General features: G+C 49.2%; 14 protein-coding genes. 11 read left to right on the forward strand and 3 right to left on the reverse strand.

The window, feature by feature from the left end; all coding sequences use genetic code 11:
* Positions 1–43: 43 nt before the first annotated feature.
* A complete protein-coding gene (gene sucC / locus ACFOET_RS03880) occupies positions 44–1,234 on the reverse strand; it encodes an ADP-forming succinate--CoA ligase subunit beta (protein ID WP_379019769.1) in 1,191 nt (396 codons plus the stop codon).
* 185 nt (positions 1,235–1,419) lie between these two features.
* Here sucC and ACFOET_RS03885 point away from each other — a divergent pair, with 185 nt between their 5' ends.
* The 11 genes from ACFOET_RS03885 (at position 1,420) to ACFOET_RS03935 (ending at position 10,965) form a co-directional block, all read left to right on the forward strand.
* Positions 1,420–1,878 carry a GbsR/MarR family transcriptional regulator gene (locus ACFOET_RS03885; RefSeq protein WP_379019771.1) on the forward strand — a complete coding sequence of 153 codons (459 nt, stop codon included), beginning with the start codon at positions 1,420–1,422 and terminating at the stop codon, positions 1,876–1,878.
* Positions 1,879–1,917: 39 nt separating this feature from the next.
* The gene (locus ACFOET_RS03890) at positions 1,918–3,228 is read left to right on the forward strand and encodes a TolC family protein (protein WP_379019773.1); all 1,311 of its coding nucleotides are present in this window, start codon (positions 1,918–1,920) and stop codon (positions 3,226–3,228) included.
* A gap of 2 nt (positions 3,229–3,230) precedes the next feature.
* A complete protein-coding gene (locus tag ACFOET_RS03895) occupies positions 3,231–4,334 on the forward strand; it encodes an efflux RND transporter periplasmic adaptor subunit (RefSeq protein ID WP_379019775.1) in 1,104 nt (367 codons plus the stop codon).
* 2 nt (positions 4,335–4,336) lie between these two features.
* Complete coding sequence (locus ACFOET_RS03900; RefSeq protein ID WP_379019777.1) at positions 4,337–5,602, forward strand: ABC transporter permease; 1,266 nt, start codon at positions 4,337–4,339, stop codon at positions 5,600–5,602.
* A 3-nt stretch (positions 5,603–5,605) separates the two neighbouring features.
* Positions 5,606–6,286 carry an ABC transporter ATP-binding protein gene (locus ACFOET_RS03905; protein WP_379019779.1) on the forward strand — a complete coding sequence of 227 codons (681 nt, stop codon included), beginning with the start codon at positions 5,606–5,608 and terminating at the stop codon, positions 6,284–6,286.
* Between the two features lies 1 nt (position 6,287).
* Positions 6,288–6,506 (forward strand): hypothetical protein, encoded by a 219-nt coding sequence (locus ACFOET_RS03910; RefSeq protein ID WP_379019781.1) that lies wholly within the window; start codon positions 6,288–6,290, stop codon positions 6,504–6,506.
* 118 nt (positions 6,507–6,624) lie between these two features.
* Positions 6,625–7,278, forward strand: a complete 654-nt coding sequence (locus tag ACFOET_RS03915) for an ABC transporter ATP-binding protein (RefSeq protein WP_379019783.1) — start codon at positions 6,625–6,627, stop codon at positions 7,276–7,278.
* Entirely contained in the window at positions 7,271–7,774 is a 504-nt protein-coding gene (locus tag ACFOET_RS03920; RefSeq protein WP_379019785.1) for a hypothetical protein, read from the forward strand. The genes ACFOET_RS03915 and ACFOET_RS03920 overlap by 8 nt, the downstream gene beginning before the upstream one ends.
* A 30-nt stretch (positions 7,775–7,804) precedes the next feature.
* On the forward strand, positions 7,805–8,416 hold the full coding sequence (locus tag ACFOET_RS03925; RefSeq protein WP_379019787.1) for an HAD family hydrolase: 612 nt from the start codon (positions 7,805–7,807) through the stop codon (positions 8,414–8,416).
* Positions 8,417–8,444: 28 nt separating this feature from the next.
* Positions 8,445–9,875 (forward strand): S41 family peptidase, encoded by a 1,431-nt coding sequence (locus tag ACFOET_RS03930; RefSeq protein WP_379019789.1) that lies wholly within the window; start codon positions 8,445–8,447, stop codon positions 9,873–9,875.
* Positions 9,876–9,951: 76 nt separating this feature from the next.
* Positions 9,952–10,965, forward strand: coding sequence for a LacI family DNA-binding transcriptional regulator (locus ACFOET_RS03935; RefSeq protein ID WP_379019791.1), 1,014 nt, complete (start codon positions 9,952–9,954; stop codon positions 10,963–10,965).
* A 32-nt stretch (positions 10,966–10,997) separates the two neighbouring features.
* Here ACFOET_RS03935 and ACFOET_RS03940 read toward each other — a convergent pair whose 3' ends face one another.
* Together ACFOET_RS03940 and lpdA are read right to left on the reverse strand one after the other, a co-directional pair.
* Positions 10,998–12,080, reverse strand: coding sequence for a ParM/StbA family protein (locus ACFOET_RS03940; protein ID WP_379019793.1), 1,083 nt, complete (start codon positions 12,078–12,080; stop codon positions 10,998–11,000).
* Positions 12,081–12,222: 142 nt separating this feature from the next.
* The gene (gene lpdA / locus ACFOET_RS03945) at positions 12,223–13,611 is read right to left on the reverse strand and encodes a dihydrolipoyl dehydrogenase (protein ID WP_379019794.1); all 1,389 of its coding nucleotides are present in this window, start codon (positions 13,609–13,611) and stop codon (positions 12,223–12,225) included.
* Positions 13,612–13,734 lie beyond the last annotated feature (123 nt).

Raw genomic sequence — 13,734 nt, forward strand, 5'->3', positions numbered from 1 at the left:
CGGACGTTCAATCTTTATCGCCAACCTAAACTCGTTAACTCGCTCAGGATAAGACTTTCGTTACCAAATTGGCAGCCTCTTTAAGTTGAATTGCAGAGTACACTTCCAGTCCGGATTCGTCAATCAGTCGCTTGGCTTCTTCGGCATTGGTGCCCTGAAGGCGCACGATGATCGGTACGGGAATATTACCGATTTCTTTGTAAGCATCGATAACGCCCTGAGCAACACGGTCGCAACGGACAATGCCGCCGAAAATATTAATCAGGATAGCCTTTACGTTGGGATCTTTGAGGATAATGTTGAATCCGGCCTTTACCGTCTGCGCATTGGCTGTGCCTCCTACATCGAGGAAGTTGGCCGGTTCGCCGCCTGCAAGCTTAATGATGTCCATCGTGGCCATGGCCAAGCCGGCGCCATTGACCATGCAACCGACATTACCATCAAGTTTTACGTAGTTCAAGTTGGATTCCCCCGCTTCTACCTCAGTCGGATCTTCCTCGTTCACGTCGCGCAGGGCGGCGTAGTCCGGATGGCGGAAAAGTCCATTCTCATCCAGATTCACTTTAGCATCGACAGCCAATATCTTGTCGTCCGATGTTTTCAGCACCGGATTGATTTCGAAAAGAGAAGAATCGGTGCCCTCGTACGCCTTATATAACGCAGTTACGAACTTGGTCATGTCTTTGAATGCAGCACCGCTCAAACCGAGGTTGAAGGCGATTTTCCGCGCTTGAAAGCCCTGTAAACCCACCTTGGGATCTATCTCTTCCTTAAAGATAAGATGAGGCGTTTTCTCGGCTACTTCCTCAATATCCATACCGCCTTCAGTGGAATACATGATGATGTTGCGGCCGCGACTGCGGTCAAGCAAGACACTCATGTAAAATTCTTTGGTTTCACTTTCGCCAGGGTAATAAACATCCTGAGCAATTAATACCTTATTTACTTTTTTGCCCTCAGGGCCCGTCTGTGGAGTGACCAATTGCATGCCGATGATGTCGGTAGCCCGTTGTTTCACTTCGTCAAGGTTTTTGGCTAGCTTTACGCCGCCGCCTTTGCCGCGGCCGCCCGCGTGAATCTGAGCTTTGACCACCACCCAATCAGAATTGTAGTCTTCCTTCAACTTTTTAGCCGCTTCGATAGCCTGCTCCGGCGTTTCAGCTACGATGCCTTCCTGCACCTGCACACCGAAACTTTTCAGTATCTGTTTGCCTTGGTATTCGTGAATGTTCATTTGCGAAAAATTTGGCGTAAAAGTAGTGTTTTAATCGGGAAAGGTCAAGGGAAAGCGCTAAAAAGGTTGAATGTTCCGTGCCGTATCATAAAGACGGATGTTCAAATGCGGCGACCGAATTAGGTTCTTTTTTTTTTGAACTAAACAATAATAGTAGCTATATTTGTGTCGGAAATATAGTTGAATTGGAACATTTCAGGAACAAAATAGAGCAGCACGCGAAGACCATAGAAGAGATGGGACTCAGTCCTGTCCCTGCGCGTGTATACATATACCTATTGTTCAGTGATCCGCCGGGAGCCACTTTCGAGGAAATGGTGAATTACTTCGGTATCAGCAAGAGCGCAATCTCCAACGCCCTTAAAATGCTTCAAACGGTTGGTATGATTGATTCCCGGACGTTCAGCGGAAAGCGTAGACGCTACTTCTATGTTAATTTTGAACGTACATTCAACCAACAGTTCATGACGTCGAGATTTATGAAAATGAAACAGATGCTTGACGATATCCGGGCAGTCCGCAACAAAGACGATGGGTTTAGCAAGGATATGGAACACGCTTCGTTACTGTATAAAATGCTGTTGGTAGAGCTCCCTATCGTGCTGGAGCGTTGGGAACGCACCATTAAGTTGGAGGATACCTAAATTTTTTTTATTGGGTTAGTTCTTTATATTTTGAACTATATGAACAAGTTGTTTCCCTTATATGTAGCCTTGTGCTTATGGATAAGCCGGGCAGACGCTCAACAGTGGGGCTTGGCAACCTGCGTGGACTATGCACTTCAGCACAGTCAGCAGATGCAAGCAAGCGAGCGAGAGGCGTCCGCTTCCCACCTCGCTGCGAAGGCCGCCAAAGCGCAAATATTCCCCACGCTTGCCGGTACAGCCAGCATGGACCATTACTGGAAAATACCCGTACAGGTTTTCCCCGGAGAATTGCTCGGGCAGCCGGAAGGCTCATTTGTACCGGTAAGGCTCGGCACCCCCTGGATGGGCAATTACGGGTTGGAAGCGTCTGTCGACGTGGCTAACCCGGCAACATGGCAGCAAGTGAAGCTTGCCGTTATCCGTGCACGGGCGGCAGGCGCCGAGCGAGAGGGTGTATCACGGATGCTCAAGCGTCATGTCCACATGGCTTACCATGCCGCCGCCCTAGGCAGGCAACGGCTTGAGCTGGCACAGGCCCGCATGGAGCGAGTACATGATATCCATCGGTTAATCACAAAACGTTTTAAGCAAGGGTTGTCGGACAGGATAGAATGGAATCAATCTCGGACGCTAGTAAACGACGTGGAAGCAGCCCAAAATGCTGCACATTCAGATTACCAGACCTCTTTGATCGATCTGAAATTCTGGATGGGCTATCCGTTGGATAGCACCCTGCAGGTGCCGGCATTCCAGGGTATCCCAGGCTTGCAGACGGCCGCAGATTCGCATTCACCTGCGGACTTTCCGGAATATGCAAAATACCGGTCGGGTGCCGATCTTGCCTTGCAGCGATGGAAGGCGTCGCGCGTCGCACTTCTACCCAGCTTGTCGGTTAGCGCCGGCTACAACCGGCTTGGCTTCGGCTCGTCAATGGGTACCACGCTGCGCGATGACTGGTTTCCTTCAGGATATGTGGGCCTGCGGTTGCGCATCCCCATCCTTTCGGTAAGCGATATGGTTTACACGCCCAGACAGCATAGGTTGCTCGCTCAAGCGGCAGCGCTGTCGTTCGCTGAATATCAGGCACGCGAACAGAAAAACTTGATGCAGGAGCAGCACGCACTGGAAAAGGCCGTGGCAGCGCTACGCATACAGGAGGCCAACATGTTGCTTGCCCGTGAGAACGAGCAACTGGTCTTCCAGAAGCTCGAAAAGGGCATTGTTAATTTAATTGAGCTTAAGGAAATCCAGCAAACGCTCGACCAGGCGACGGCATTGTTTATCGACGCTCAGTTGGATTACCTGAGGCACCACGTCGAACTCCATTATTTACAAAACAAGCTGTGATCATGAAAACGAAACTACGCTCGTTGCTTTTATTCGTCTTATCGGGCTTATCATCGTGCCGGCAGCCGGCAGAAACTCAGGTGGTGGAGACCCGTTCGTTGCGGGAAGCCGTATACGCGTCGGGTGAAATCCTGCCGTTAGAATACGAGTATACCGCTGCAAGCAACCCTGAACGCATTCACCGGATACTCGTAAATGAAGGTGATACGGTAAATGCTGGGCAGGTGCTTGTCATCCTGGGCACCCCTAGTGAGGACGAGCAATTGGGCATCCTTTCTAACCAGGTGGCACTCGCGCGCGAAAATGCGTCAGAACAGTCTGCCGCTATGGCTGAGCTGTACGAACGTATCGCGCTGGCCAAACAACAATACCAACAGGATTCGCTAGACGCCCGGCGATATGCCGAACTCGCCGTTTCGCAGGCCGTGTCGCGCAAGCAGGCTGAGGAGGTGGCCATGCGTGCAGCCTCCCGCCATACGGAATATAACAACCTCCGGAAGCAGCTGGAATTGCTCCGCAACGAACTACACAGCAACGTCTTGGCTGCCGAAAATCAATTGGCCCAATTCCGGCGTGGCCGGGAAGGTCGGGTATTGACCAGCCGCATCCATGGACGGGTATTCAGCGTACATCGCGAACCGGGGGAAATTGTGAATGCACAAGATCCCATCCTATTGGTGGGCACTCCCGATAGGTTCCGCCTGGAAATGTTGGTAGATGAGCGCGATATCGCCAAAGTCAAGGTAGGGCAACCTGTCGTCTTCGAAACCGATGCCTATGCCGGACGGCAATTCCGCGCTACGGTAGACCGAGTTATACCCGTGCTGCAAAAAGAAAACCGCAGTTTTGAGATTTGGGCCCGCGTGCTTGATGACCTCACGTTTTTCCCCAATTCAACTGTTGAAGCCAATATCGTCGTGCGCGACAGTGTTGAGGTGCTGGCCGTTCCGGCCGACTATGTCGTGGCAGGCGATAGCATATGGGTTAAAACGGAGTCGGGCAACGAACAGAAAGTCCGCATCCAGAGTGGTATACGCGACAGGCAATTCGTAGAAGTCATCCGCGGCCTTCAGCCTGGAAATGTTATCGTAAAGAAAGCACCGTAGCTATGAGCAAGAGATCCACCGCTATCAGATTGGCGGCTTCCATCGCCTTTACACATATGCGAGCCAAGCTGAAGCAGACCGTCATCGCCACCGCCGGCGTGGCTTTTGGTATCACGGTGTTCATCTTCATGGTGAGCTTCATGGAGGGTGTCAACGAGTTTACGGAAAACATCGTGTTTGAGCAGTCGCCCCACCTCCGGCTTTACAATGAAGCTCAGTTGCAGGAGCGTACGATACTCGATCGGGAGAATCCTGACGTGTGGAATGTGGTGCACCATCAACGCCCGAAAGACAGTCGACCTAACCTGAAAGACGGACTGCAGGCAATGGAAGCCCTGCGCAAAGACCCCAGGGTATTAGCGCTGTCCGGCTCATTGAGCACGCAGCTGTTTTACCGGTTGGGATCATCTACGGTAAATGGCCAGTTGGTGGGCATCAATTTCCAAGACGAAGACGCATTGTTCGACCTTGGGGCGAAAATAGTAGAGGGGGGGTATGAAAAGCTCGCAACCCAACCCAACAGCCTGCTCATGGGCGTAGGTCTCGCGCGCAAATTGAACGTCAGTACGGGCGACAAACTCTCGATCACCACAGAAAAGGGCGATAATTTCCAGGTCACCATCATTGGCGTGTTCAAAACCGGGCTTATTGATGTTGATAACCAGCGGAGCTACGCCGGCCTGAAAACCATCCAGCGCTTCCTTGGTGTACCTGCCAGCTACATCACAGACATCAAAATCAAGCTGTACGATAAAGAACTGGCCCCTGCCATGGTGGCTGAACTGCAAGGGCGTTACCGCTATAACGGGTCTGACTGGAAGGCAGACAACTCCACATTACTGGAAGGCAACGTGCTGCGTAACATGATGACCTATGGCGTATCCATCACCATTCTGCTCGTGGCTGGATTCGGCATATTCAACATTCTTACGATGATGATTTACGAAAAAATGAAAGACATCGCCATTTTGAAAGCTACCGGCTTTTCCGATACCGATGTTCGCTGGATTTTCCTAATCCAGGCTATTGTCATCGGCGCCATCGGTGCCGTGTTGGGATTGGTGTTCGGCTTCCTGCTGGCATACGCCACCTCCAAGGCTCCCTATGAAAGCGATGTGATGGTTGCCATGGATCACCTGCCCGTTAGCTTCGCACTTATTTATTACGCGGCGGGCTTTACTTTTGGCATCGTCACTACGGTGCTTGCCGGCTATATTCCATCGCGGCACGCAGCGAATGTAGACCCGATAACCATATTGAGAGGATAGATCATGTATGTATTAGCAGCTAATAACATTCACAAGTATTTCCGCGAACCCACGGAATTCCATGTATTGAAAGGTGTCAGTTTTAGCATTGAAAAAGGCAAGTTCGTCTCTATCACCGGCAAATCCGGCAGCGGCAAGTCCACCCTGCTTTACCTGCTGTCTACCATGGATACCGACTTCGAAGGAAGTATCCAAATCAACGGCGAAGAGCTGAAGGGCAAAAGCAACCGCTGGCTGGCTGACTTCCGCAATCAACATATCGGGTTCGTCTTTCAGTTCCATTATTTACTTCCGGAATTTTCGGCACTGCGCAACGTCATGCTACCGGGGCTGAAGCGAAGTATCCATTCCTCGGAAGAGGTCGAACATAAAGCCTATGAGCTGCTCAAGCTGCTCGACGTGGGGGAACAGGCCGGAAAAAGGGCTTCGCTCCTCTCTGGAGGCCAGCAACAGCGCGTCGCCATCGCCCGGGCGCTCATTAACGATCCGATCATTGTGATGGGTGACGAACCCACAGGCAACCTAGACAGCCGCAACGCTGCTATTGTGTTTGATCTGTTCCAGCAGCTCGCCTCTGAACGGGGGCAAACCATGCTGATGGTCACGCACGACGATGAATTTGCTGAAAAGTCCGACCGGATTATCCACTTGGCTGACGGGCGGATTGTGCCCAACGAATCATAAAATGGAACAAATAACTATACTTGTCTTAACAACTTCCGTGAACTCAGAAGTGGAAATCGCTCGGCTGAAACCGACACTTGATCAAATGGGGCGATGGTCTTTTGATCTTGAAGACGAAGACCGGATTCTTCGTCTGGAAACCACTTGGCCGGCAACTAACGTAACTAAGGCGCTCGGACAGTTAGGGGTATGCTGCCGCCTGCTGCCTTTTTCCAGCTAACCGTACCTTCCATATGCTTAGGATATGCTGTATCCCGAACAGAACGGTAAGGGTTCGCTGCTGCACCGAGCAACGTCGTTGCGCTGGTCGAGTCGGATATTTTCCCTAACTTCGTGGCATGCTAAATGCCACTGGAATATATAAATCGTATGGTACGTTGCCGATTCTAAAAGGTGTGGACCTGCATGTGGGTAAAGGTGAAATTGTCAGCCTCGTGGGAGCTTCCGGAGCAGGCAAAAGTACGTTGCTTCACATCATAGGCACGTTAGATAAACCAGATAAGGGCAATGTAATCGTTAGTGGTACGCATATTGGCGCGCTGAGCCCCAAGCAGCTGAGCGCTTTTCGTAATGCGAATATCGGCTTCGTTTTTCAATTCCATCACCTGCTTCCCGAGTTTACGGCATTAGAAAACGTCTGCATTCCGGCATTCATCGGGAGGATGAACAAGAAGGAAGCAGAACGGCGGGCAAAAGGGCTATTGGAGCGTTTGGGGATAGACCACCGCCAGGACCACAAACCCAACGAACTTTCTGGAGGCGAGCAGCAACGGGTCGCTGTAGCACGGGCACTGATAAACAATCCAGCTGTCGTGCTCGCTGACGAGCCTTCCGGTAATCTCGATTCAGAAAATGCCACTGCGCTGCACCAGCTTTTTGTGGCACTGCGTGATGAGCTGAATCAAACATTTGTGGTGGTCACGCATAACGAGGAGTTGGCAAGTATTGCAGACCGGGTTGTGCATATCAAAGATGGGATAATTGATGAATAGAGATTTAATAGGCAAGGTTCTAATCACCCAAGGTACACGGCCATTCGCACAACGGGTGGCAAAGTTGATGTCACCTATCAGTGGACAGGTGCTGTTTGGTTCTTCCGATGATGTGCCAAACGTACTCCTTCGCACTGGGAGCTACCTGAAAATTCCGCAGGTTAACGCGCCGGCTTTCATACACGAGGTGCTTAAAGTTTGCTTAGATAGGGGAATCAATACACTTTTGCCATTGGGAATACATGAATTGTATCCCATGGCGGAAGCACAGCAGCTTTTTTCGGAGTATAGTGTTGCAGTATGGGTGCCCGAAGTGACGGAGCTCGACAGCATACCGGTCATCAAGAACCCACCTGTACAACTGCCTCTTATCGTATTCAAAGACGGAGTACCGCTTGGAACCACCCAAAGTGACGATCGTTACCGGCGGCTATCCGGTGTTTTCTCGTTGTCAGATTCAGGTGATGAAGCGGCACTATGCTGTATAGCCGATTAAACCAATTTCCTGTTTTTAACTCATACATGTATGCTTACATACCCAGATATTTTGACACAGAAGAAAGCTGTGGTATTCGAGTTGGATGACGTACTTTTTCCTAAGAAAGATTATTTGCTACAGGTCTATTACCTGTTTGCTAACCTACTTGAGTATACTGAAACAGTGCCGCCGGCAAATGATTTGACGGATTTCATGAAAATCGCCTACGAACAACACGGCGAATGGGGGATATTCGAGCGGGCGGCTGAAGTTTTCTGTATAGACCGTAAGTATAAAGCGCAATTTGACGGGCTCCATCGCACTGCGCTGCTCCCCCTGAAACTGCTGCTTTATAAACCTATGCTGGAGCTTATGCAGACGCTGCACCAGGAAGGCAAACAGCTGCTGGTACTGACTGAAGGTGATCCCGCAGTACAATTGAATAAATTGCGGCATGTGGAATGGAACGGTTTGGATCAGTTCATAAAAGTATACTTTGCGGATGAGTTGCAACAGCAAACCAAACCCTTAACCTTTTTGTTAGAAACCAACAGGTTAGAAGCAGCTGATATGTTGTGTGTCCACGCTGCGGGTACCCGTGCGCCATCTGGTACTTTGCCCATCGACTGTGTGTCAGCCGATCGGTTTTGGCCGCTTTAGTATAATCGGTGTTTAACCTTAACGAAAGATGAAAACGATAAACTTAAAATTCTTGGTGGCACTGCTGGCGATGGGTACGGCCATCATGGCCTGCAAGCGAGACACCGTTGTCCCTCAGATAGAGCGGCCTGATCGACCTGAAACGGAAGAGGATCTGCTCAAAGATTCGGTATATATCTATACGTATAAATTTTACCTTTGGCAGCAAGACCTGCCCAATTGGTTTTCCGACGTTCGCGGAAATACGGAACGGTACAACTCGGCGGATGCCGTACTGGAAACGCTGAAAGGATACGCCCGGAGTGAAAACGGCGACCGCCTTGACCGATTCAGTTTTCTGGATCGGTGGGGCACGGTGAATGCTGAAATTCAGCTTGGACTTGCCGGTAGCTTCGGAATCGATGTCCGCTATCAAAATGAAACTGACCTTTACATAAAGGATGTGGAAATAGGCTCACCCGCTTATGCTGCCGGGGTAAGACGGGGATGGCAGGTTCTGTCGATCAATGGGAATAGCAACTTGTCACAGACATCCTTGGAGCGTGATAATTTTGCGTATATTTTCGATGCGCTTGATCGGCCAACCATCAGCCTACGGCTGAGGAAACCGAACGGGGAAGAAGTGTCAGTCAATCTCAATCGGGAAAGTTACCAGGTACAGCCTATCACGGCGCATCGTGTATTTTCGCTGGGAAGTAAGAATGTTGGATATTTTGCCTTTAGTACGTTTATTTCGATGTTCAGCGAGCGCGGAAGTCCTACCTATGTGAAGACTCAGCTGGATCAATTGATGGCGCAGTTTGAAGAGGCTGGTGTCAAAGAAATGATCGTGGATTTGCGTTATAATGGGGGAGGGGCGGTAATCACGGCTGAATACTTATCGAACCTATTAGTGCCAGCCGCTGCGAATAATAAGTTGATGTTCACCAGTAAGATCAATGAAACGCTATCGGAATCTGAAGAATGGGCCACGCTTTTTGCACCCGTATATTTTAATAAGGTTAATTCACTGAATCTAAACCGGATCTATTTCCTCGTAACAGAGGGCACGGCGTCCGCGAGTGAATTGCTAATCAATAACCTGCGACCACATATGGACGTGAAGTTGATCGGTGAATACCGAACCTACGGCAAACCGGTTGGCTTTTTTGCATGGGACATACTTGGAGTAGATTTATATGCGGTTTCTTTCCAGACCTTTAATTCGACTGGGTACGGTGATTATTTTTCGGGCATGGAGGTGGATAAAATAGTTTTCGATGATCTGAAACGTGATTTTGGGGATGCGGAAGAAGGCATGATCGCCGAGGCGTTGTACCATGCGCGCACTGGTCGCTTTTCGCCGGATGACTCAGCGCTACAGATGAGGATACAAGGGAAAATTGCTGGCCGAACGTCCAATGGCCTTAACCGGGAACTAGATCAGCGTAGTAGCAAGGGGATGTATGTTTTTGATTAGCGGGTGAATCGAAAATCTGCAAATAATTAGTATATTGCGCTTTCCGTAAACGTAATGGTAAAGAAAGCGGAATTCAATGAAGGAAGGAAAACCCGCAACAATAAAAGAAATTGCGAAGCGACTGAAAATTTCGCCATCAACCGTTTCCCGGGCGTTGAAGGACCATCCCAGCATTGGTTTAGTCACCACTATGCGGGTTAAAAAAGTAGCCGCTGAGTTGAATTATGAGCCCAATCAAACTGCGATTTTTTTTAAGCAACGTAAAACATTCACTATAGGCGTCGTGCTGCCGAGCCTTTCCGAGCCTTTTTTCTCTGCTGCGATAAGTGAAATCGAAAATGTCGCAAATGACAGGAATTACACGGTTATAATGGGCCAATCGCTCGATGACCCTGGCCGGGAATTGCGTATCTTGCAAACACTTAAAACGCATAGGGTGGATGGGGTGCTAATATCTATTGGCAAAAACACACAGGAGTATGGATTCATAGAACAGCTGGAAAGTGCGGGAATTCCGGTCGTTTTCTTTGACTGCGTGCCGGATTTGGATGGTATTAACAAAGTGGTGAGTGATTTAGAACCGGGTATGCTTGAAGCTATTGATATTTTCGTGTCCTGTGGTCATCATGCCATATCGCTGATTAATGGGCCCGAGATGCTGCCGGCCAGCATTGAACGTAAAAGGTCTTACATAAAAGGACTGAATAAATGCAGAATCCCGTTACAGGACGAATATATTGTAAGTACTGACCTTACAACTGAGGGCAACGACGCTGCGATTTTAAAGCTGTTAGCACTGCCTGATCGTCCTTCCGCTGTAATATCCTTTAACGACTATGTCGCATTGGATGTGATGAAGACAGCTCGCCAAAAGGGACTGTCATTGAATCAAGACATCCATTTCATCAGTTATGCTAATTATCCGCTATGGAAATATGTGGAAAATCCTCCAATGGCATCGATTGAGCAGTTTCCAGGAGATCAGGGAAAACGCGCGGCCGAAATCTTGTTTGAACTGATTGATGATCCTCAAAAGCGGAAGGAACCCATACAGGCAGTCCTGAAATCACAATTGATTGCCCAGGGCTAAACAGCACATCGCAATGCTTCTATTGGCTGCCGCTACGCTTCTAAAAATGCAGGTTCGAGAGCTGTTGCTTTTTTCCCTTCCTGGGCTGGCACTTTAGCATGCGAAGAGATGACGGTATAGGCGTTGCCGATGTCGAGCCCGACAGCACGCTCAATGTGGTTTGGCCCACACCATAGGGCTGACCGTAGGTAATAGCCCAGTGCAGCGAAATTATCTGCACCTTTTGGCACGACCACCTCAAGTACACCATCGAATTCCTGTTGAAAGTGATTTGCGAGCTCCGGATACAATGCGCCTCCACCAACTAGGTAAACTTTGCTCGCCCGTTCGAAATCGGAGTCGGTGAAAGCCTTCCGCATGGCAGGTGACAACACCTCATTGTAGTAATTTGCCAAATGACTGTTTCTTGCACCTAACAAGTTCATCCGCTTACGGCCGATCACCATGTCTCCACGCTGGAAGCTTTGATTGACCATATGCTCATTTTTCATAGATAAGTAGTAGCTACTACTTAACTCATCGTATAGTGTGTTAACTGCGTGGCGAAGGCCGGGTACACTCACACATGTCCGGGCGACAGGACCTTCTGCTGTGCTCAGTGCGGTTTCACAGGTGCCATAACCTAAGCTGACAACAAAGAAATTGCCGTCATCGGCAAGCGGGCCTTTACGGATTGCGTTAATACAGCCAGCTATTTCCGACATGACCTCTAGGTGCGAAATAGTCAGCTGTACTCGGCTTCGCCCGCCTCCATTAAGTGTATCACTATTATACTCGATAACGACATCTCGTACCGAAAAAAACTTTTCAGCCTGCAACTTAAACAATTCATACACCGCTGATGGAAATCCGGTTGTAAGCACCAATTCACCCGATTTAGCGCCCGAAGCGATCAGTAAGCCTGCCTTTGCAAGCAGCTGATAATCCAGATCACTGGGCGAGCTATTGATGTTGCGGTAAGGTACTTGCCCCTGGCTCAATGCAAGGTCGCCGACAAGAAAACCAGATCCTTCCTCAAACAATTGAAGGCGTTTTTCTAAGGGAGCAGTGAGTTGTGTCAACGGCTTGTCGTGTCGTTCGATGACACTCGGAATACTCAAAAATTCTGTTTTCATAGCAATTTCAGGAAGGCGTTACTGTTATGCAAATATAACAATTGTTTTGGCTTTAGGTATAAGTGGTTGTTTGTTTGAGTGTTACTATTTTGTTAAGTCTGAAGACCGAAGATGCTTGCACCTTTGGTCTTCAGACGCTATGCTACAGGTGGATCACTTCGCCGTATGCATCGGCAGCAGCCTCCATGATTGCCTCGCTCATCGTTGGGTGTGGGTGCACAGCTTTGATGATCTCATGCCCTGTGGTCTCCAGCTTGCGGGCAACCACTACTTCGGCAATCATCTCGGTGACATTGGCTCCTATCATATGAGCGCCCAAGAATTCGCCATATTTGGCATCAAAAATAACTTTGACAAAACCATCTTTTGCCGCAGCCGCACTGGCTTTTCCGGAGGCTGAGAAGGGAAATTTACCTACTTTGATTTCGTAGCCCGCCTCTTTTGCGGCTTTCTCGGTGTAGCCTACAGAGGCTATTTCCGGTGAACAATAGGTACAGCCTGGGATGTTATTGTAATCGATAGGAGATACATCCAACCCTTTTATTTTTTCTACACAAATGATGCCCTCGGCCGATGCTACGTGGGCTAAGGCTTGGCCTTTGACAATATCGCCAATGGCGTAGACGCCATCAATATTGGTTTTATAGAAATCATCTACCACCACGCGACCCTTATCGGTTTTAACCCCAAGCTCTTCCAGGCCAAGGTTTTCAATATTAGGTGTGATTCCCACCGCAGATAGTACGGTTGCAGCCTCAATGCTTTCGGTGCCCTTGGCAGTTTTGATCTGCACTTTGCTCAATTTTCCTGATGTGTCAACGGACTGGACCTCTGCGCCGGTAAGGACATTAATGCCTGCTTTTTTAAGACTACGTTCCAGTTGTTTTGATACTTCTTCGTCTTCTACCGGTACAATACGGTCAAGGTATTCGACGATCGTCACCTTAGTGCCTATAGCATTGTAAAAATAGGCAAACTCGACGCCAATAGCGCCTGACCCAACGACAACCAGCGATTCAGGTTGTTTTTCAAGGTTCATAGCTTGCCGGTAGCCGATGATCCGCTCGCCGTCTTGCTTAAGGTTGGGAAGTTCCCGCGAACGGGCACCGGTTGCCAATATAGTGTGCTGTGCACTATACTCCTTTGTCGCACCTTCCGCATCTTTGACTTCGACCTTTCCGCCTTTTTTGATTTTGGCGGTACCCATGATTACGTCGATTTTATTTTTCTTCATCAAAAATTGAATGCCTTTGCTCATGCCGTCAGCAACTCCTCTGCTGCGTTTGACTATGGCACCGAAATCGGCCTCGCCGCCATTCACTTTAATGCCATAATCTGCGGCATGGTTAAGGTATTCAAATACTTGCGCACTTTTAAGTAACGCCTTAGTGGGAATACAGCCCCAATTAAGGCAGATACCGCCCAAGGATTCACGCTCAACGATGGCAGTTTTAAAACCGAGCTGGGATGACCTGATGGCCGCCACATAGCCACCCGGTCCGCTCCCGATTACAATAATGTCGTAATTCATAAATGTATTTCTTGGGATTGATTCATGTCTTATACCGCTTTAAATACGGTGCCCACAAACTTACATATTTTTTTTAGGAAGTCCGAACGATGGTCACACGTCCGGGCACGATGTATCCCTTCC

Origin of the sequence: Parapedobacter deserti (assembly GCF_042646065.1) — a bacterium.
Lineage (GTDB): Bacteria > Bacteroidota > Bacteroidia > Sphingobacteriales > Sphingobacteriaceae > Parapedobacter > Parapedobacter deserti.